Genomic DNA, 21,359 nt, shown 5'->3' with positions numbered 1-21,359 from the left:
GTGCGCGCTCATGTGCGCACCGACCGGGCCCGGCCGCCTCAGGCCGTGTCCGGGTGATGAAGACGGACGGGAATCAGCTTGCCCCTCACGTCGCGTCAGGCTGAAGGGTGGGTGCATGAGCGACAACTTCAACGCGTTCGACATCAGCCCTGTGCCCACCCCCGGTCCGGACGCGGTTCCGCCGGCTCCGTTTCGTGGCATCTATGGAATGCCCGCGTTCGCGACGATTCCGACGAACGATCTGGCGGCGTCGGTGGACTTCTGGATTCGTGGGCTCGGATTCTTCGAGCTGTTCGGCGTCCCGGGCAGGCTCGTGCATCTGCGCCGTTGGGCGTTCCAGGACGTACTCCTCGTTCCGCAGGGAAGCGTTCCGGAGCAGGCACCGGCGATGAGCTTCAGTTTCGCGTGCGTGCTGAGCCAGGTCGACTCACTCGTCGAGGCATGTCGTGCGCTGCGCCCGGATTCGGTCGACGGCCCACGGGACACCCCCTGGAACACCCGCGATACGACGGTGATCACCCCCGAGAACGCACGGATCGTCTTCACCGCGGCGAAGCCCTTTGACCCGGCGAGTCAGGCGGCGCGGAACCTCGAGGCCATCGGGATCACCCCACCGGGCGTCGCCGACGATGACAAAGGGCATGCTTGATCCGGGCGCCACACCGCCGGTGGGTTGCTGAGCGGATCGACGGTCTCCAGCGGCTCGGCGCCGGGCCGCACTGACATCGAAGGGATGCCGCCGCGATGCCGTTCAGCAGGCCGGTGATGTGGGTGGCGACCATGGCGTCCCAGTCGTCCTGACGCAACTCGTCGAACGGCGAGATCGCCATGGTGCCCGCGTTGGAGACCAGGACGTCGAGCCGGCCGAAGCGGTCGAGTGCCGTGTCGATCAGGCGCTTGAGGTCTTCGCGGCGGGTGACATCGACGACGACCCCGACGGCAGAGCCGTTCCGCGCCGTTATCCGGTCCACGACCGCGGCGAGCCGGTCCTGTCGCCGGGTGACAGCTGATCGCCGGTTTGCGGTCGGACAGCACGCTGGTCGGCCGACTGAGCGGACGAGTGGGCCAACCATCGGACCGACCACTCCTGCGTCGCCGGTGCGGTCGGGTGCGGATCAGTCGGCTGGAGTGTCACCGGGCCGTGGCTCCCGGGATGTGAAGAGCTGAGCATCCGCTACGAGGGCGACCATTCCGGTCGCAGTCTGGCGGGCTGCCGTGGATCTCACGTCGTAGACGCCGGCACGGCGCATGCCTCGGCAATAGCCTGTGTGTCCCAGTAGAACGGACGAACCTCGCGGATCAGCCCGTCCTTGATCGTGATCGTTTGCAGAATCGGGAAGCCGAGTTCGCGGCCGGTCGCACGAGCGCGAGCGCGAACCTGTGTGAGCACGACCGCAGTCTCACCGGTGGCGAGAAACTCCTGTTCCACCATGTCGAACGACTCCCACACCCCTCCCATCGTGAGGAAGAACTGCTCCATGCCGCGGTGCCCACGCCAAGTACCGCCATAGGGCAGAGCAGCTGCTTGATGCAGCTCGACGTCCGGTGCGAAGAAGGGGGCGAGCAAGTCGAATGAAGCCTTGCCAGGGCCTCCTGCGGCCAAGTACTCCGCCTCAGCCGCATACATGCCGGTGAGGACTGTCATTGAGTCCGTAGCGGAAGACATCGTCATGCCGCCAGCATGTTCCTCGTGGAGTGATCTTGCTGGCGGCAATCAGACGTCGTTGTGCGGCGCCGTCGGCACTCCCGCCACACGTCCAGGTGTTCGGGCAGCCCGTTGCGGCGGGTCCTCGTGTGTGACCGGATGGTAATCATCGTGCGCCTGGAGTGGCGTTGACTCGGACGTTCGGTGGGCAAAGAGTGATGAGAAAACGGCCTCGGTGAGAGGCGTGACGGACAGGGGGGGCATGGTGGACGAGGCGGGGAACACAGCACAGGGTGGATTTGCGGTACCACCGCCGCCGAACAGGCCGCCGACCATCGGACTGCCGCCCGACAGAGGGCGTGCCGCCCTCGTGGGGCTGTTGAATCTGTGCGGGCTCGGTCTGGGATACGCGGCACTGCGTCACTGGTGGTCCGCGGCGGTCTGCTGGGCGGTGACGGCCGGGCTGCTGGTGCTTGCCCTGCCGGTCGACAGCGACGGCATACCCGGCTGGATCACGGCCGGATACGCCCTCGTCCTGCTCGCGGCAGCGGCGGACGGCGCCCGCCGCGGACTGCGTAACGGACTGGCACCGAGGGTGCCGCGCTCGCGGCTGGCCCTTCCCTTGGCTGTCGTGCTGGTCGCCGTGCCGGTCACCGGAGCGGTCGGCTATGACGCTGCACAGGACGAAGCCGTCGAGAAGGAACTGCTCAAGCGTCTCGACCGGGCGGATTCCGGCGTGAGAAAGGCGTCGAGCGGGAGCTTCACCTCGGCCCAGGGCGCATACCGCGAGGCTCTGCGCGTCTATGTGAACCTCCGTACCGAGCATGGCGGAACACGCGCGGCCGGGCGCGTTCCCGACCGCCTCCGCGACTTCTACACGAGGGTGGGAGCCCCCTACGAGCAGGCGGAGTTCTGCGACGCGGTGCGGCCGCTGAAGTACCTCCGAGGTCTGCGGCGCACCGTGGACGACAAGGTGCTGGGCAAGCTCGCATCGTGGCCCGACGAGCGGCTCGCCCACTCCTGGTACGAGTGCGGCATGCGGAAGCTGGAGGGATCGGCCTCCTCCGGCTCCAGCAGCTCCTCGAAGCTGAAAGGTGCCAACGCGAGCGCCCGCCATCTGAACGACCTGATGAAGACCTTTCCCGACTCGCGGTACGCCACCAAGGTGAAGCCCGAGCTGGATTCGCGGATCTCCAAGGGGGTCAAGAAACTCGACGGGGAAGCGCCCTGCAGCGTTGCCACGGAGCTCAGCCGTATCCGCAGCACGGTCCGGGCACTGCCGTCCGACACCGCGTCGGCGCTCCGTTCGGATGCCCAGAAGGCGGTCGAGAAGGGCGACTACGCGTGCGGAGTCGACCGGTTCAAGGACAAGAGATTCCTCCTGGCAAAGCTGCGGCTGTCGCGCTTCTCCACTCTCTACGCGGACAGCCCGCTGGCCGACCGTGCCAAGGACATCGCCATCGCCGCGGAGATCGCCCAGCAGCGGTCCGCGGCAGGCAAGCGGCTGCCCAGGGCGAAGGCTCCGGGAGGAGCCCGGCAGACGATGAGGGTCAGCAACGGCGGCCCGGGCGAGGTGGAGATGCTCTACACCGGCCCGGTCACCGGGAGCCTCACCCTGAAGGAGTGCCCGGAGTGCCGCACGTTCTCCAGCAGGTCCGAGGGCCGGGCGAAGGCATGCAAGCGCTCCTCGGTGACGTATCCGAGCACAACGCTGCGGCTTCCCCCGGGTGAGTACCACTTCCTGTACAAGCGGAAGAGCTCGACCGGGTCCTCGGCCATCAGCCCCCGCCGGAACAGCGACACCAAGACCATCCGCCCCGCCCACCGGTACACGAGCTGTCTGTACGTGACCAGGTCGTCCCTCCCGTTCACCCAACCAACGCGCTAGGCGTATCGATCACGAGTGCGGTCGACGAGACGGGCAGCGCCGGTTGTTCTCCCGTCGCGATGTGACCCACGCCACATGTGATTCCTGTCAGCAATCGGGGCGCTGTCCCGCTCAACTCAGCGGGAGCAAGCGAACCGACAGGAGCAGAACATGAAGCACCGCATCGTCGTCCTCGGCGCCGGTTATGCCGGGGCCTACGTGGCCGGGAACCTGGCCCGTCGGCTGTCCCCGGAGGACACCGAGATCACCGTGGTCAACGCCGACCCGGACTTCGTCCAGCGGCTGCGGCTGCACCAGTTCGCGGCAGGTCAGGAGATCGAGACCCCGAAGCTGGCCGAAGTCTTCGGGGGCACGGGGATTCGGCTGCGCGTGGCCCGTGTCACCGCCGTCGATCCCGAGCGCCAGATCGTCACCGTGGCCGATGTCCACGGTGGCGGCGAGCTCGGCTACGACACGCTTTGCTACGCGCTCGGCAGCCACGTCGCCGACGGCGGTATCCCCGGCGTGTCCGAGTACGCCTTCGACGTCACCGGCCGGGCAGCGGCGCTGCGCCTGCGCGAGCGCCTGGACAGCTTGGACAGCGGGGGCGAAGGCGGGAGCGTTCTGGTCGTCGGCGACGGGCTGACCGGCGTCGAGACCGCCACCGAGATCGCCGAATCCCGGCCCGGCCTGTCCGTGACACTGGTCGCCCGCGGCGAGCTGGGCGCCCGGCTCTCCGCCGGAGCCCGCGGCCATCTGCGCCGGGCCTGCGACCGTCTGGGCATCACCGTCGTGGAGCACACCAGTGTCGAAGCCGTCGAAGCTGCGCGGGTGCTGTGTGCCGACGGCACCGCCCTGGCGTCCGACGCGACCGTCTGGGCGGCCGGGTTCGCGGTGGCACCCATCGCCGCCGCCGGCGGGCTGGAGGTCACCGAGGACGGTCGAATCGTTGTCGACCGCACCATGCGGTCGGTCTCGCACCCGAACGTCTACGCCGCCGGGGACGCCGTCCACGTGATCGGTGACAACGGCCGGCCGCTGCCGATGTCCTGCGCTTCGGCGGGCTACACCGGCAAGCAGGTCATCGCCGCGGTCGTCGGACAGCTGACCGGCCACAAGGTCCCCCACATCAAACTGGCCTACGTGGGCAACCACATCAGCCTCGGGCGGCGGGACGGGATCCTGCAGCTGGTCGACGAGGAAGCGCGGGCCAAGCCGAAGTATGTGGGCGGCCGGAAGGCCGCGCGGATCAAGTCCGGCATCCTCAAGGGCGCGCTGTGGGCCACCTCGCACCCGACCTTCGGCCTGCCCAAGCGCAGGCGCCGCCCGGCCGCCACGCCGGACACGTCCGTGGGGAGGTCGGAGGCGTTCGCCGAGAGGGCGGACTCCCCCGGGCAGCGGCAGGACTCACCCGCCCACAGGTCGGACACACCCGCCCACAGGTCGGACACACCCGCCGAGAGGTCAGTCCCCTCCGCGGCGAGGCCGGATTCGTCCGCCGGGACAGCGGTCGCGTAGCCGCTTAGGGTGATCCGCGTGGACAGCACCGCCACTGATCGCTTCGACATCAGTCGGTTCGAGGCCAGCCGGAACCGGCTGGCCTCGCTGGCGTACCGACTGCTCGGCTCCGCCGCCGATGCCGAAGACGCCGTGCAGGATGCGTTCCTGCACTGGCAGGGAGCCGACCGGCAGCGGATCAAGGTGCCGGAAGCCTGGCTGACCAAGGTCGTCACCAATCTGTGCCTCGACCGGCTCCGCTCGGCACAGGCCCGCCGCGAACGCACCGTCGGCGCCTGGATGCCCGAACCGCTTCTGGACGGCGACCCGATGCTCGGCCCGGCCGACACCTTCGAGCAGCGCGAATCGGTCTCCCTGGCCGTGCTGACTCTCATGGAACGCTTGTCACCCCTCGAGCGGGGCGTCTACGTCCTGCGGGAAGCGTTCTCCTACAGCCACGCCGAGATCGCGGAGATCCTCGACGTCACCGAGTCCGCAAGCCAGCAGCATCTGCACCGGGCCAGGCGCCGCATCACCGCCGCACGCGGCCGCGGCGGGGAGGTCGATCCCGCGTCCGCCCGCAGGATCGTCGCGGAATTCCTCGCCGCTGCCACTTCGGGCCGCACCGAACGGCTGGTGGCGCTGCTCACCGACGACGCGACCGCCATCTCCGACGGCGCCGGTCTGACCGAGAAGCTGCTGCGGTACGACACCCCGCAGCGCATCGCCGCCGTCGCACGTGCCGGCTTCAAACCCACCGCCGCGAAACGGCGGTTCGTCGGTGGCACGCCCGCCATCCACTACGCGGTGGTCAACGACACGCCCGCCATCCTGGCCGTGGTCGGCGACCAGGTCTTCGGTTCCGTGACGTTCGACCTCGTCAACGGCAAGATCGCAACCGTGCGCGGCATCGCGGCCCCCGTCCGCCTGGTCCGCCTCACCGAAGCCTGGCGGCAGCACGAACCGGATGCGCCGCTCATCGCCGAGTGGTGACCCGACGCCGACCGTGGCCAGGTCGTCGGGTCCTCCGCCTCGCCGGGGTGGTCGGCGCGGCGCCGTGCGGGTGAATGTCCTGCGGGCCCGGGTGAGTCCGCCGAGTGCCATGGGGCGTTCGGGCGGAACATCGCACTTACCATCCGGCCCGAGTGGCGACCAGTCAGGAGACATGATGGACACTTTCACCAGGAATTTCGGACGGCTGGCAGGGGTGGGCGCGGTGTGCACGGCCGGCCTGTTGTTCGGCGGCGCGGGCCTGGCGTCCGCCGACGCGCCGACGCCCGAGACGAGGACGGCGCACACGTTCACGGAAAGCGGCGGGTGGTCTGGCGACACCTCGGACAATGACAACTTCCGGGTCCGGGAACTCTCCCCCCTGGCCAGTGCGATGGCCGCGGTCAAGTGGGCGGAGAGCCCCGGCCGGGCGGTTGCCGGGGCTGTGTGATCGCGAAGCTGGTACGCGGCGGGGCCCCGGCGAGGCGGAAACCCGCAGGGCCCCCGCGGCCTGTCACCCCTACGAGCGTCATGGTGGAGGCTCTCACCAGCGCCAGCCGGCGCTCCCGGTGCTGTTCGAGGGAGCGTTGAACTTCGTTCGGGGCGCCGACTCAGGGCTTGCGTGCGACTCCGCCATAGGCGGCGATCTTCGGCCGCTCTCCGAGCTCGGCTGACTGGGGCCGCCATTCGACGATGGGGACGAAGCCGGGGTCGAGGAGTTCGAAGCCGTCGAAGGCGGCGCGGATCTGCTCCTGGGGGCGGGGGTAGTAGGGGGCTCCGCCGGTCTTGGCGTATTCCTCGCAGAGGGTCACATACGCCTGGCTGTCGGTGGTGCCGTCCCAGAGGACCAGGTGGCTGCCCGAGGGCACCGAGCCCATGACGGTGCGCACGATGCGCAGCATGTCCTGGTGGGAGTCGGCATGGCCGAGCACGCCCATGAACATGACCGTGATGGGCCGGGTGAAGTTCAGTACGTTCCGGGCGTCGGCGACGATCTGCTCCGGGTCGTGGAAGTCGGAGTTGATGTAGCTCGTGACTCCCTCGTCGGAGGTATTGATCAACAGCGCCCGAGCGTGGGCGAGTACCAGCGGGTCGTTGTCGACGTAGACGACCCTGGACTCCGGTGCCGCACCCTGCGCGACCTCGTGTGTGTTCTGCATGGTGGGCAGGCCGGTACCGATGTCGAGGAACTGCCGGATGCCGACCTCGTTCGCCAGATGGCGCACCGCGCGGATGAGGAACTGGCGTGACTGAACGGCCATGGTGGAGATGTCCGGGTCGATTTCCAGACACGCCTCCCCGACGGTGCGGTCGACCTCGTAGTTGTCCTTGCCGCCCATCCAGTAGTTCCAGATCCGCGCCGAGTGCGGGATGTCGCTACGGATCGTCGGGTCTTGCGGGTTCGGCATTGGCGTTCAGCTCCTTGACGTTCACGGCAGCGGACGAGCGCCGTACACAGGGACCTGCCGCGGGCGTCCTCCAGCCCGCGGCGGCACCCCTCGGCATGGCTACCGCACGTTACCCCGCGGACACGCGCTCCGTGCAGGATTGAGCATCTTTTAAGACTTGTCAGCCGTCGAACGCGCCCGTCCGCAGTGCGGTGATGGCTGCGGCCGGGCAGAGCTCGGCGGCCTGGTGAGCCGCGGCGTGGTGGGCAGGCGCGGGCTCCGGGTCGAGGAGGACCACCCGCCCGTCCGCGTCGCGCTGGTCGAACAACTGGGGGGCCGTCAGCGCGCACATTCCGGCGCCGACACATCGGTCACGGTCGACGGAGAGGCTCAGGAAAATTGTCATCCGACTACCCTTCGTCCCCCCGTGACGTCCCAGGTGACGGGCAGGCTCTCCACGCCGTAGACGTTCGTGTTGACGCGCAGCGGTACCTCCTCGCGCGGGATGGCCGGCCGCAACGTCGGAAAGCGGGCGAGCAGTGCGGGGAAGGCGACGCTCATCTCGACGCGTGCCAGCTGCTGGGCCACGCACTGGTGGGCGCCGTGACCGAAGGCCAGATGCCCGAGGGCCTGGCGGCGCAGGTCGAGCCGGTCGGGCTCGGGGTACTTCTCCGGGTCGCGGTTGGCGGCCGGGAAGGAGACGACGACCGTCTCACCGGCCTTGATCGTCCGGCCGCCGATCTCGACGTCCTCCAGCGCGGTCCGCAACCCCAGCTCGGCAATGGTGAGATAGCGCAACAGCTCCTCGACCGCCTGGCCGGCGAGACTCGGATCGCCGCGCAGGACAGCGGCCTGCTCAGGGTCGCTCAGCAGCGCGAAGGCGCCGAGCCCGAGCATGTTGGCGGTGGTGTCGATCCCGGCCGCCAGCAGAAGAAAGCCGATGCCCAGCAGCTCCTCGTCCGTGAGGTCGCTGTCGGTGAGGTCGCTGAGTATGTCGTCGGTGGGGTCGGCGCGTTTGGCGGCCACCAGCTCTGCGAGGTAGGTCTGGATGGCCGTGAACGCAGCCATCTTCTCTTCCATGTCCCCGCTGAAGACCGCCGCGGCCTGCTCCTGGAAGGAGTCCCGGTCCTGGTACGGCACCCCGAGCAGCTCGCAGATCATGATGGCGGGGATGGGCTGGGCGAACGCGGTCACCAGATCCACCGTCGGCCCGGCCTTCTCCATGGCGTCCAGATGCTCGGCGGTGATCTGCTCGACTCGTTCGGTGAGCAACTTCATCCGCCGGACGGTGAACTTGCCCGCCAGCAGCTTCCGGTAGCGGCCGTGCTGTGGCTCGTCCATGTTGATGAACTCGCCCGGTGCCGCCGGAGGAATCTCCATGCCGCCCAGGTCCATGGACGGGTTGTGCATGAGCTCTTTGCGGGAGCTGAGCCGTGCGTCGGCCAGGATCGCGCGGCACACGGAGTACCCGGTCGCCAGCCAGCCGAGGTGCCCGTCGGGGAAGCGCAGTCGGCGCAGCGGCTGCTCCTGGCGGTGCCGCGTCAGCTCGGCGGGCGGGTCGAAGGGACAGCCCGTACGGCTGTCGTCAGGTCGTGTCACCAGTTCGACGGCGTGTGCCGCGTCGTGGGGGGAACGCGTCGACGGTGCGTGGTCCATGGGGTCCTCCGGTGTAGGGGGTGAGCACTGCAGGGGGTAAGTGCTGTGTACGGAGTGCGTGCCGCGCGAGGTTCTTCACGTGATCACTTCCTCGGCCGCCGGGACGGCTTCGCGGGCCGGTTCGTCCACTGCGCGAAGGGGCGGCGGGGAGGGCTTGCCCACCGTTGCCGCATCGGCCGTCGCGTCGATCCTCGCCGGGGGCAGAATCCGGAGAAGACAGAGCGTCTGCGGCTGCGTCACCGGGTGGGGTCTTCCTCGGCGCCCCGCGAGCCGTCGGCGGACGGCCGGTTGCCGGGGGCCAGGGGGCCGAGGGCCGGGGGCCCGTCCTCGCTGGGCAGGACGACGCTGGCGGTTCCCTTGTTCAGGTCGATGCGTGTCCGCGGCGGGGCGCCGTCGCCCTCCTCGTCGCGGAGCACTTCCTGCTGTTGCTGCTGCTTGAGCTCGACCAGCTTGTTGCCGTTGAAGATCAGGTTGAACTCGTCGAACGCGTGGCCGGTCAAGGGGCGCCGTGAACTGCCCTGCCGGAAGAGGATGCTGCGCCCCTTGAAGAAGCGGCGCAGGACCAGTTCCGTCCCGCAGCAGATGAACAGCAACAACGCGAGCCCGGGGATGACGGCCTCGCTCCACACAAATGACATCGGATAAGCCTCCTGCTGACGTGCCGAGGCTATCCGCCGACCGGGGTCCGCTCCTCGGGGATCAGGTGTCCCGTTCCGTCCAGTGCCGTCTCGAACCTTGCACGGCACAACGGCACAGCGGAGTCTCCAGTGGAGTTCAGCGCCTGCGCAGCCCGAGGAGAATCGATGATCCCGCTCTCGCACGCACAGCAGCGACTGTGGTTCCTCAACCGGTTGGAAGGGCCCAACGCCACCTACAACATGCCGGCGGTCCTCCGGCTGACGGGTGAACTCGACCGGACCGCGCTCGTCGCGGCGCTGCAGGACCTCATCGACCGGCACGAGCCGCTGCGCACGGTGTTCGTCAGCCGGGACGACGTGCCCGGCCAGCAGATCCTCGCCCCGGGCGCGGCCCGCCTGGAGGCCGCCGTCACCGAGGTCGCACCCGAGGAGCTGGACGGCGAACTCGCCGCGCTGGCCGCCGAAGCCTTCGACCTGGAGGCGGAGATACCGATCCGGGCACGGCTGTTCGCGCTGTCCGAGCGCGAGCACGTGCTCGCGCTGGTGATCCACCACATCGCCGCGGACGGCTGGTCGATGGCCCCGCTGGCCCGTGACCTCACCGCCGCGTACGAGGCGCGCCGCGCCGGGCGGGCACCGAACTGGCCGGAGCTGCCGATCCAGTACGCGGACTACACCCTCTGGCAGCAGGAGCTGCTCGGCGGCGAGGACGACCCGGAATCCCTCATCAGCGAGCAGATCGAGTACTGGCGCAAGGCGCTGGCCGGGCTGCCCGACGAACTGCGGCTGCCAGTGGACCGGCAGCGCCCCGCCGAGCCGGGCAACCAGGGCGGCAACGTCCCCTTCCAGGTCGGCCCCGAGCTGCACCGGAAGCTGTCCGAACTGGCCGCGCGGTCCGACGCCAGCCTGTACATGGTGGTGCAGGCGGGGCTCGCCGCGCTGCTGAGCCGGCTGGGAGCCGGTACGGACATCCCCCTCGGCTCGCCGATCGCCGGACGCACCGACGAGGGGCTGGACGAGCTGGTCGGCTTCTTCGTCAACACCCTGGTGATGCGCCTCGACACCGACGGCGACCCCTCGTTCCGCGAACTCGTCGACAGGTCCAGGGAGACGGCGCTGGGCGCCTACGCGAACCAGGACCTGCCGTTCGAGCGGCTGGTCGACATCCTCCGCCCGGACCGGACCCTGGGCAGGCACCCGCTGTTCCAGGTGATGCTGGCCTTCCAGAACAACACGCTGCCGCAACTGCGGCTGCCCGGGCTCGTCGTGGAGGGCGAACAGCTCTACACCGACACCTCCAAGTTCGACCTGGCGTTCAGCATGGGCGAGCAGTTCGACGCCGACGGCCGCCCGCTGGGACTGGGCGGCACGATCGAATACGCCACCGACCTGTTCGACCGGGAGAGCGTGGAGCGGCTCGGCGCCCGCCTGATCCAGGTCTTCGAGTCGATGACCGCCGACCCCGACCAGCGGGTCGGCGCCGTGGACGTGCTGCTGCCGGGCGAGCGGCAGCAGGTGCTGGAGACCTGGAACCGGACCGACCGCGAGGTCCCCGAGGCCGGTTTCGCCGAGCTCTTCCAGGCCCGCGCCGCCGAGGCCCCGGACGCCACCGCGCTGGTGTCCGGGACGGCCACACTGACCTACGGCGAACTCGACGCCGCCGCCAACCGGCTGGCCCGGCTGCTCATCGAGCGCGGCGCGAGCCCTGGGCGGCTGGTGGCGCTGGCGCTGCCCCGCTCGATCGAGCTGGTGACGGCGATGCTCGCGGTCGCCAAGGCCGGGGCCGCCTACCTCCCGGTCGACACCGGCTACCCGGCCGAACGCATCGCGTTCCTGATCGAGGACGCCCGCCCGGTGCTGACCGTGACGGCCGGCGAGGTGACCGGACTGCCGGACGGCAGCCCGGTCCTCGCCCTGGACGACGAGCACACTCGCGCCGAGCTGGACAGGTGCAGCGCCGACGACGTGCCGTCGGACCGGACGCTCAGCAGCCCGCTCTACGTCATCTACACCTCGGGCTCCACCGGGAAGCCGAAGGGCGTGGTGGTGACGGACGGCGGCGTGGCCAGTATGGCTCGCAGCCAGCGCGAGCGCCTGGGCGCAGGCCCCGACAGCCGGGTGCTGCAGTTCTCCTCGCCGAGCTTCGACGTCGCGTTCTGGGACATCTGCATGGCGCTGCTGAACGGCGGCACACTGTTCCTGCGGTCGGCCGAGCAGCTGATGCCCGGTCAGGAGCTGGCCGAGTTCATCAGGGACCAGCGCCTCACGCACTTCACCATGCCGCCGTCCGTCCTCGCGGCGATGCCCTCGGGTGTGCTGCCGCCCGGCCTGACCGTTTCGGTGGCCGGCGAGACCTGCCCCGGTGCGCTGGTGGAGCGCTGGGCGCCGGGCAACCGGATGTTCAACGCCTACGGCCCGACCGAGACGACCGTCATCGCGACCATCAGCGAGCGGCTGTCCGGCCCGGACGGTCCCCCCATCGGCAGGCCGGTGGACAACACCCGGGTCCACGTCCTCGACGAGGCCCTGCGCCCGGTGCCGCCCGGCGTGGTGGGAGACCTGTACGTCGCGGGCGCCAGCCTGGCCGCCGGGTATCTGCGCCGCCCGGGGCTGACCGCCGAGCGTTTCGTCGCCTGCCCGTTCGGCGAACCCGGCGAGCGGATGTACCGCACCGGGGACCTCGCCCGGCTGCGGGCCGACGGACAGGTCGACTACGTCGGCCGCGCCGACGCGCAGGTGAAGATCCGCGGCTTCCGGATCGAGCCCGGCGAGGTGGAGTCCGTACTGGCCCGCCACCCCGGGGTGCAGCAGGCCGCCGTGCTGGCGCGCGAGGACCGGCCCGGGGACCGGCAGCTGGCCGCGTACCTCGTCCCGGCCGGGGACGACGCCGACCGGGACGAGGCCGCGGAGAGGCAGCAGCTCGGCAACTGGCAGGCCACCTATGACGCCACCTACGACGCCCACCAGGAGGGCCGGTCGGCCGGTCTGGGCGAGGACTTCTCCGGCTGGAACAGCAGCTACACCGGGCAGCCGATCCCCCTCGCGCAGATGCGCCGCTGGCGGGACGCCACCGTGGCCCGGGTGCGGGAGCTGCGCCCGCGCCGGGTGCTGGAGATCGGCGTGGGCAGCGGGCTGCTCCTCGCGCCGCTGGCGCCGGAGTGCGAGTCCTACTGGGGCACCGACATCTCCGAAGTCGTCATCGACCGGGTCCGCGCCCAGCTCGCCGACCGGCCCGAGCTGAACGACAAGGTCGAGCTGCGGGCCCAGCCGGCGCACGTCTTCGACGGTCTGCCGACCGGCTGGTTCGACACCGTCGTCCTCAACTCCGTCATCCAGTACTTCCCCAGCGCCGACTACCTGACCGATGTGCTCACCCAGGCGCTCGAACTGGTCGCCCCTGGCGGCAGCGTGTTCGTCGGGGACGTGCGCAACCTCCGGCTGCACCGGGCCCTGCGCACCTCCGTCGAACTGCTCACCACCGACACCGCCGTCCGCGATGCCGCGGAAGTGCGCCGGACGGTCGAGCTGGCCGTGGCACGGGAGACGGAACTGCTCGTCGACCCCGACTACTTCGCCGCACTGGCCCCGGCCACGGACATCGCGGTCAAGCCCGGCACGGACCGCAACGAGCTGACCGGCCACCGCTACGACGTGCTGCTGCGCACCGCGCCGGAGCCGCAGCCGGAGCCGGACGCCGTGCGGGAGCTGCTCTGGGGGCGGGAGGCCACGGGCCTGGACGCGCTGCGCGCCGCGCTGGCGGCCCGCCCGGACGGACTGCGGGTCACCGGAGTCCCCAACCGTCGGATCGCCGGAGAGCTGGCTGCCGCGCGGGCGCTCGAAGCCGACGACCTGCCTGCCGCGCTGGCCGCCCTGGCGGCGGAAGCGGCCGGGCTGCCGGAGCCGGAGGAGTTCGCGGCGCTGGGCGAGGAGGCCGGTTACCGGACCACCGTCACCTGGGCCGGAGCCGACCGCGACGGCCGCACCCTGGACGTACTGTTCACAGCGCCCGGGGCGGTCGCGGTGACCGCCTACCGCCCTGGCACGCGCCCGGCCTCCGGAGGCGGTGCGTACACCAACGCGCCGGCCGCCGTGCTGGCATCGGACGCGCTCGTCGAGTCGGTGCGCGAGCACCTGCGGCGCGCGGTGCCCGACCACCTGGTGCCGACCGCGTTCGTCGTGCTGGACCGGATGCCGCTGACCACGAACGGCAAGGTGGACAGGCGGGCGCTGCCCGCCCCCGCGGTCCTGGGCAAGACCTCGGGGCGGGGCCCGCGCAACGACCGCGAGGCCACGCTGTGCCGGATCTTCGCCGAGGTCCTCGGGCTGCCCCGGGTCTGCATCGACGACGGCTTCTTCGAACTGGGCGGCCACTCGCTGCTGGCAACCCGGCTGGTCGCGAGGGTCCGGGAAGCGCTGGGCGTCGACCTGGCCATCCGGGACCTGTTCCTGACGCCGACCGTGGCCGGGCTCAGCGACGTGCTCGACGCGGCCGAGAGCACCCGGCGGCAGCCGGTGGTGCGGCAGCGGCGCCCCGAGCGCACCCCGCTGTCGCACGCGCAGCAGCGGCTGTGGTTCCTCAGCCGGCTGGAGGGCGGGAGCGCCACCTACAACATGCCGATCGCGGTACGGCTCACCGGCGACCTCGACCGCGACGCCCTGGCGGCGGCCGTCCAGGACGTGATCGCCCGTCACGAGGTGCTGCGCACCCGGTACCCGGACCTCGACGGCACTCCCTACCAGGACATCGTGCCCCCGGAGCAGGCCCGTATCGAGCTGAAGGCCACCGGGACCACCGAAGGGGAACTGGCCGCGCACCTGGCCGGGGTCTGCGGTCACGTCTTCGACCTGGCCCGGGAACTCCCCCTGCGAGCCCACCTGTTCGCCCTCTCGCCGCACGAGCACGTGCTGGCGCTGGTGCTGCACCACATCGCCGGGGACGGGTGGTCGATGGGGCCGCTGACCCGGGACCTCACGGACGCCTACGCAGCGCGCCTCGACGGCCGGCGGCCGCGATGGGCGCCGCTGCCCGTGCAGTACGCGGACTACGCACTGTGGCAGCGGGAGCTGCTGGGCCGCGAGGACGACGCGGACAGCTTGGTCAGCGAACAGATCGCGTTCTGGCGCAGGACACTGGCCGACCTGCCCGAGGACCTGCGGCTGCCCGGCAGCCGCCCGCGCGGCACGAGCAGCGACTACCACGGGGCCACCCTGTCGTTCCGTATCGACCAGCCGACCCACCGCCGGCTGGCCGACCTGGCCGCAGCCACCGGCACCAGCCTGTACATGGTCGGCCAGGCGGGGCTCGCGGCCCTGCTCACCCGGCTCGGCTGCGGCACCGACATCCCGGTCGGCACGCCGGTCGCCGGCCGTACCGACACCGCGCTCGACGACCTCATCGGCGACTTCCTCAACACGCTGGTGCTGCGCACCGACACCAGCGGCAACCCCACCTGGCACGAGCTGCTCGACCGGATCAGCGAGACGAATCTCAGCGCCTACGCCCACCAGGACGTGCCGATCGAGCGGCTGGTCGAACTCCTCAACCCGGACCGCTCGGCGGGCAGGATGCCGCTGTTCCAGGTCTTGCTGTCGCTGCACGCCGCCCCGCCGGAACCCCAGCTCCCGGGTCTGGCCGCCCGGGCCGAGCCGGTCGAGCGGATCGTGCAGAACAAGTTCGACCTCGCCGTCCACCTCCGGGAGACCGTCACCGAGGACGGTGCCCCTGGCGGTCTGGAAGGCATGGTCGAGTACTCGACCGACCTGTTCGACGCTGCCGACGTCGAGCGGCTGACGGTCCGTCTGGCTCGGATTCTCGCCGCCCTGGCCGCGGACCCCGGACAGCGGATCGGCACGGCCGAACTGCTCGACGAGGCCGAGCGCGCGCAGGTCGTCCACGGCTGGAACGACACCGCGCACGCGGTGCCGCACACCACCCTGCCTCAGCTGCTGACAGCGCAGGCTGCCCGCACGCCCGACCGTACGGCGGTGGTCTTCGAGGACACCGAACTCACCTACGCCGAGCTCGACCTGCGCGCGAGCCGGCTGGCCCGGGTGCTCGCCGAGCACGGCGCCGGACCGGAGACCTGTGTCGCCGTGTTGCTGCCGCGCTCCGAAACCCTCGTCGTCGCGCTCCTGGCCGTCCTCAGAACCGGTGCCGCCTACCTGCCGGTCGACCCCGGATACCCCGCCGAGCGCATCCAGTACCTGCTCGACGACGCACGCCCGGTGCTCACCCTCACCGAGGACCATCCGCTCCTCGCCGCCGAGCCGACGGGACCCGCGCTCCCGGCGGGGCCGGGTATCTGCCTCCCTGAGCATCCCGCATACGTCATCTACACCTCCGGGTCCACCGGAGCGCCCAAGGGCGTGGTGGTGTCCCACGCGAGCATCGTCAACCGGCTGCTGTGGATGCAGGACAGGTTCGGGCTCGACGCCACCGACCGGGTGCTGCAGAAGACCCCCGCCGGGTTCGACGTGTCGGTGTGGGAGTTCTTCTGGCCGCTGCTGAGCGGCGCCACGCTGGTGGTCGCCGAACCCGGCGGACACCAGGACCCCGCCTACCTGGTCCGGCTGATGCGCGAACAGCGGATCACCACGGCCCACTTCGTGCCGTCGATGCTGGCCGTGTTCGCCGCCGAGCCCGCAGCGGCACACCTTCCCGACCTGCGCCGCCTGATCAGCAGCGGCGAGGCGCTGCCGGCCGAGCTGGCCGGGCGGGCCACCGGGGTGGTCGGCGCGCCCCTGCACAACCTGTACGGGCCGACCGAGGCGGCGGTCGACGTCACCGCCGAGGAGTACCGGAGCGAGCCGGGCGCTGTCTCGGTGCCGATCGGCAGCCCGGTGTGGAACACCGCCCTGTACGTGCTCGACTCCGCGCTGCGCCCGGTGCCGCCGGGTGTCGCCGGCGAGCTGTACCTCGCCGGCGCCCAGCTCGCCCGCGGCTATCTGCACCGCCCGGCTCTGACCGCCGAACGGTTCGTGGCCTGCCCGTTCGGCGCTCCCGGGGAGCGGATGTACCGCACCGGCGACGTGGCGGCCTGGCGGCCCGACGGGCGGCTGGAGTTCCTCGGCCGTGCCGACGACCAGGTCAAGGTGCGCGGCTTCCGGGTCGAGCCCGCCGAGATCGAGGCGGCCCTGGCCCGGCACGGAGGCGTCGGGCACGCCGTCGTCGTACCGCGCGCGGACGCGTCCGGCGACACCCGCCTGATCGCCTACGTCGTCCCGGCCGGTGCGGACCGGCCCCAGCCCGCGGCGCTGCGCGAGTTCCTCGGCGGCCTGCTGCCGGAGCATCTGGTCCCCGCAGCCTTCGTCGTAGTGGACGAGCTGCCGGTGACCCCGAACGGGAAGCTGGACCGGCGGGCGCTCCCGGCGCCCGGCCATGAGGACCGGAAGGCCGGGCGCGGGCCGCGCAACAAGCGCGAGGAGACGCTCTGCCGGATCTTCGCCGACATCCTCGGCCTGCCCAGCGTGGGCATCGCCGAGGGGTTCTTCGACCTGGGCGGCCACTCCCTGATGGCGACCCGGCTGATCTCTCTGGTACGGGTCACCTTCGGTGTCGACCTGGCGATCCGCGACCTGTTCACCACGCAGACCGTGGCCGGGCTCGTGCGCATCCTCGACGCCTCCGGCGACAGTCGGCGGCCGCCGATCGTGCGGGGGCCGCGCCCGGAACTGGTGCCGCTGTCCCACGCGCAGCAGCGGCTGTGGTTCCTCAACCGGCTCGAAGGCTCGAACGCCGCCTACAACCTGCCGATGGCGGCGCGGCTGACGGGCTCCCTGGACCTGGCGGCGCTGGCCGCCGCCGTCGCCGACATCACCGTCCGGCACGAGACGCTGCGCACAATCTTCCCTGAGACCGACGGCGTTCCCCACCAGCAGATCCTCGCCCCGGACCAGGCGAGCCCCGACTTCGCGGTCAGCGAGATCGGCCAGGCCGCCGGGCAGGAAGCGGTGGCCGCGGCGATCGCCCGGACCGCCGAGCGGGACTTCGACCTGCGCACCGACCTGCCGCTGCGGGTCAGGGTGCTCACCGTCTCCCCGACCGAGCACGTGCTGGTGCTGGTCCTCCACCACGTGGCGGGCGACGGCTGGTCGCTGGTACCGCTCGCCCGCGACCTGAGCGATGCGTACGCGCAGCGCTGCGCGGGCCGGGCCCCGGAGTGGACCGAACTGCCCGTGCAGTACGTGGACTACGCGCTGTGGCAGCGCGACCTGCTGGGCCGTACGGACGACCCGGACAGCGTCGTGAGCGAGCAGGTCGCCTACTGGCGGCGGGCGCTGGCCCGGATACCGGACGAGCTGCCGCTGCCCACGGACCGGCCGCGCCCGAAGAGGCCGACCTACGCCGGTGGCAGCGTCGACTTCGGGTACGGGCCGGAACTGCACGCCCGGATCAACAAGCTGGCCGTCGACTGCAACGCGACGGCGTTCATGGTCGTCCAGACGGCGCTCGCGGCCCTGCTGACCCGCCTGGGAGCCGGCACCGACGTCCCCGTCGGCTCGCCCATCGCCGGGCGCACCGACAGGGCCCTCGACGACCTCGTCGGGTTCTTCGTCAACACGCTGGTGCTGCGTACCGACACCAGTGGCGACCCGACGTTCCGCGAGGTCATCGACCGGGTGCGGGAAGCCAACGTCAACGCCTACGCCCACCAGGACCTCCCGTTCGAGTACCTGGTCGAGGCGGTCAACCCGGACCGGTCCCCGGCCCGGCACCCGCTGTTCCAGGTGATGTTCGCCTTCCAGAACACCCGCGACACCGAGCTGCGACTGCCCGAGCTGACCGCGGAGGCGCTGGAGACCGGCACCAACGCGACCATGTTCGACCTTTCGGTCAACCTGACGGCCCGCTACCACGAGGACGGCCGGGAGGGCGGCGCCCGCGGCGCGCTGGTCTACAGCAGCGATCTCTTCGACCGGGGGACCGTGGAGGCGATCGCCGAGCGCCTGCTGCTGATGCTGGAGGCGATCACCAGCGACCCCGGGCAGCGGATCAGCCAGGTGGAGCTGCTCGGCGCTGCCGAGCGGCAGCGGATTCTGGGGGAGTGGAACGGCGGCACCGCACCGGTCCCTTCTGCCACCCTGCCCGAGCTGTTCGCCGCCTCCGCAGCGCGCGACGGCGCCGCCACCGCGGTGCGCGCGGGGGAGGTGCGGCTCAGCTACGACGAGTTGCGGGCGTCCGCGAACCGGCTGGCACGGCTGCTGGTGGCGAACGGCTGCGGACCACAGCAGCGGGTCGCGCTGGCCCTGCCGAGGGACGAACGGCTGCCGGTCGCGATGTGGGCTGTGCTCAACTCCGGTGCAGCGTACGTGCCGATCGACCCCGGCCACCCGGCCGAGCGGGTGCGGTATCTGGTCGAGGACGCCCGCCCGGTGCTGGCGGTGACGGATCGCGACGGTGCGGCCGTACTGCCCGACGGCCTGCCCCGTATCGTGCTCGACGATCCGGAGACCCGGGCGGCACTCGCCGGGTTCGACGATGGGGACCTCACCGACGCGGACCGGACGGCGCCGCTGCGTCCCGACGACGCGGCCTACGTGATCTACACCTCGGGATCGACCGGGCGGCCCAAGGGCGTGCTGGTCGAGCACCGCGCGGTGGCGAATCTGTCGGCTTGGGCCGGCCACGCCTTCTCCGCCGACGTGTTCGCCGATGCGCTGGCCTCCACCTCGGTGACCTTCGACGTCTCGGTGTCGGACATGATTCTGCCGCTGCTGCACGGCGGCAGCATCGAGGTGGTGCCCGACGTGCTCGCGCTGGCCGACGAGGACCGTCCCGAGGTGAGCCTGGTCTGCACGGCGCCGTCCGCGATGTCGGCCGCGCTCGCCACCGGGGGACGGCTGAGGATCGGCACCGTCATCCTGGTGGGCGAGGCGGTCACACCGCGGCTGATGCGGGATCTGCGAGCCGCGGCCCCCGGAGTGCGGATCGCGAACCTGTACGGCCCGACGGAGGCCACCGTCTACGCCACCGAGTGGTACGACGACGGCAACGCCGAGGGCGTGGCACCGATCGGCCGGGCGCTCACCAACTACCGCACATATGTGCTGGATGACGGCCTGAATCCGGTGCCCCCCGGTGTCACCGGTGAGCTGTACCTCGCCGGGGCGGGTCTCGCCCGGGGCTACTTCGGGCGGCCCGGGATGACCGCCGAACGCTTCGTCGCCTGCCCGTTCGGTGGTGCCGGGGAACGCATGTACCGCACCGGCGATCTGGTGCGCTGGCGCACCGACGGGCAACTGGAGTTCGTCGGCCGCGTCGACGACCAGGTCAAGGTCCGCGGCCAGCGCGCCGAACCCGGAGAGACCGAGGCCGTGCTCGCCCGGCACGACTCCGTCGCGCAGGTCGCGGTGATCCCCCGGAAGGACCAGCAGGGGGACACCACACTGGTCGCGTACACCGTGGCCGCCGACGGCCACGAGGCGCAGCCCGCCGAACTGGTCGAGTTCGCGCGCCGCGAACTGCCCGGCCATCTGGTCCCCTCGGCGGTCGTGCCGCTGGAGCGGCTGCCGCTGACGGCCAGCGGAAAGCTGGACCGCCGGATGCTGCCCGCGCCCGGGAACGAGCAGACCACCGGGGGGCGCGGGCCGCGCGACGCCAGGGAGCAGGCGCTGTGCGACCTGTTCGCCGAGGTGATCGGGGTGCCGTCGGTCGGGATCGACGACAGCTTCTTCGAGTTGGGCGGTCACTCCCTGCTCGCCACCCGGCTCGTGGCCAGGACACGGGAGCTGCTCGGCGTCGAACTCGCCGTGCGCACCCTGTTCGAGGCCCCGACCGTGGCGGCGCTCGCCGACCGCCTCGAGGCCAGTGGGACTGAGGGCTCCGGCGCGGACTCGCTCGACGTCCTGCTGCCGCTGCGCGCCGAAGGCAACCGCCCCCCGCTGTTCTGCCTGCACCCGGCGACCGGGCTCGGCTGGGTGTACGCGGGACTGGTGGGGCAGTTGGAGAAGGAACAGCCGGTCTACACGCTCCAGGCCCGGGGCCTGGACGGGAAGGGCGGGTACGCCGCTTCGGTCGACGAGATGGCTGCCGACTACCTGGCGCGGATCCGCGAGGTCCAGCCGCACGGGCCGTACCAGCTCCTGGGCTGGTCCTCCGGCGGCGCGGTGGCCCACGCCATCGCCGGGCTCCTGCGTGACCAGGGCGAAGAGGTGCCCCTGCTGGCCATGCTCGACACCACGGTCCCAGGGCCCGACTACACCGACCCGGACACCGATGTGATGTTCCAGGCTCTGCGTTACGTCGGCCTGGACCTGCCGCAAGCGGCGGGGGAGGAGCTGGACTTCGGCCGGGTGCACGCGTTCCTGCGCGAGATCGACCACCCGCTGGCCGGCCTGGGCGTGAGCAGCCTGGCCGCGCTGCCGGAGATCCTCGCGCGGCAGACCGCGATGCTGAGGGAACCGTTCGCCCGCGCGGTCGACACCGACCTGCTGTTCTTCACCGCGCGGCGCAGCCACCCGGACGAGCCGGACTTCGCTCTCGGCTGGCAGCCGCTGGTCACGGGCCGGATCACGGAGATCGAGGTCGACTGCGAACACAATCGGATGACGGAACCCAGGGTGCTGGAGCACATCACTCCCGCGCTGCGGGAGAAACTCTCGGCGGTCGATTGGTGACCCAGGGCTGATTGGTGACGACCTTGAACTTGTGAAGTAGTACGGATCGGACTATCTCCGTT

The 21,359-nt window shown here is 71.1% G+C and carries 11 protein-coding genes and 1 pseudogene; 6 read left to right on the top strand and 6 right to left on the bottom strand.

Translation table 11 applies throughout. The features are described 5' to 3' along the window. Nucleotides 1-115: 115 nt before the first annotated feature. The gene (locus tag JW592_RS00790; RefSeq protein ID WP_209263119.1) at nucleotides 116-649 is read left to right on the top strand and encodes a VOC family protein; all 534 of its coding nucleotides are present in this window, start codon (nucleotides 116-118) and stop codon (nucleotides 647-649) included. Nucleotides 650-734: 85 nt separating this feature from the next. Here the strand turns inward: JW592_RS00790 and JW592_RS00785 are convergent. Together JW592_RS00785 and JW592_RS00780 are read right to left on the bottom strand one after the other, a co-directional pair. Next, nucleotides 735-998: pseudogene (locus JW592_RS00785) on the bottom strand (SDR family oxidoreductase); the annotation flags it as partial. A gap of 224 nt (nucleotides 999-1,222) precedes the next feature. Continuing rightward, on the bottom strand, nucleotides 1,223-1,672 hold the full coding sequence (locus JW592_RS00780) for a nuclear transport factor 2 family protein (RefSeq protein WP_209262845.1): 450 nt from the start codon (nucleotides 1,670-1,672) through the stop codon (nucleotides 1,223-1,225). 217 nt (nucleotides 1,673-1,889) lie between these two features. Between JW592_RS00780 and JW592_RS00775 the strand changes: the two genes are divergently transcribed. The 4 genes from JW592_RS00775 to JW592_RS00760 all read left to right on the top strand — a co-directional run bounded on the left by JW592_RS00775 (nucleotide 1,890) and on the right by JW592_RS00760 (nucleotide 6,450). Next, nucleotides 1,890-3,533, top strand: a complete 1,644-nt coding sequence (locus tag JW592_RS00775) for a hypothetical protein (protein WP_209262844.1) — start codon at nucleotides 1,890-1,892, stop codon at nucleotides 3,531-3,533. A 150-nt stretch (nucleotides 3,534-3,683) separates the two neighbouring features. After that, complete coding sequence (locus tag JW592_RS00770) at nucleotides 3,684-5,030, top strand: NAD(P)/FAD-dependent oxidoreductase (RefSeq protein WP_209262843.1); 1,347 nt, start codon at nucleotides 3,684-3,686, stop codon at nucleotides 5,028-5,030. Nucleotides 5,031-5,048: 18 nt separating this feature from the next. Beyond that, complete coding sequence (locus JW592_RS00765) at nucleotides 5,049-6,002, top strand: sigma-70 family RNA polymerase sigma factor (protein ID WP_209262842.1); 954 nt, start codon at nucleotides 5,049-5,051, stop codon at nucleotides 6,000-6,002. Nucleotides 6,003-6,174: 172 nt separating this feature from the next. Then, on the top strand, nucleotides 6,175-6,450 hold the full coding sequence (locus JW592_RS00760; protein ID WP_209262841.1) for a hypothetical protein: 276 nt from the start codon (nucleotides 6,175-6,177) through the stop codon (nucleotides 6,448-6,450). A 160-nt stretch (nucleotides 6,451-6,610) separates the two neighbouring features. On the opposite strand, the gene JW592_RS00755 is transcribed toward JW592_RS00760, so the two are convergent. From JW592_RS00755 to JW592_RS00740, 4 genes are all read right to left on the bottom strand, one after another. Further along, entirely contained in the window at nucleotides 6,611-7,408 is a 798-nt protein-coding gene (locus JW592_RS00755) for an SAM-dependent methyltransferase (RefSeq protein WP_209262840.1), read from the bottom strand. A 160-nt stretch (nucleotides 7,409-7,568) separates the two neighbouring features. Beyond that, on the bottom strand, nucleotides 7,569-7,793 hold the full coding sequence (locus tag JW592_RS00750) for a ferredoxin (RefSeq protein ID WP_209262839.1): 225 nt from the start codon (nucleotides 7,791-7,793) through the stop codon (nucleotides 7,569-7,571). Further along, on the bottom strand, nucleotides 7,790-9,043 hold the full coding sequence (locus JW592_RS00745; RefSeq protein ID WP_209262838.1) for a cytochrome P450: 1,254 nt from the start codon (nucleotides 9,041-9,043) through the stop codon (nucleotides 7,790-7,792). The genes JW592_RS00750 and JW592_RS00745 overlap by 4 nt, the downstream gene beginning before the upstream one ends. 236 nt (nucleotides 9,044-9,279) lie before the next feature. After that, nucleotides 9,280-9,681, bottom strand: coding sequence for a DUF6191 domain-containing protein (locus JW592_RS00740; RefSeq protein ID WP_209262837.1), 402 nt, complete (start codon nucleotides 9,679-9,681; stop codon nucleotides 9,280-9,282). A gap of 165 nt (nucleotides 9,682-9,846) precedes the next feature. On the opposite strand from JW592_RS00740, the gene JW592_RS00735 reads away from it, so the two are divergent. Then, entirely contained in the window at nucleotides 9,847-21,297 is an 11,451-nt protein-coding gene (locus tag JW592_RS00735) for a non-ribosomal peptide synthetase (RefSeq protein WP_209262836.1), read from the top strand. Nucleotides 21,298-21,359: the final 62 nt, after the last annotated feature.

The sequence above is a fragment of the Streptomyces spirodelae genome (genome assembly GCF_017676385.1).
Classification (GTDB): Bacteria; Actinomycetota; Actinomycetes; order Streptomycetales; family Streptomycetaceae; genus Streptomyces; species Streptomyces spirodelae.
Note: the sequence above shows the minus strand (reverse complement) of the source record. Positions and strands in the feature narration are given on the sequence as shown.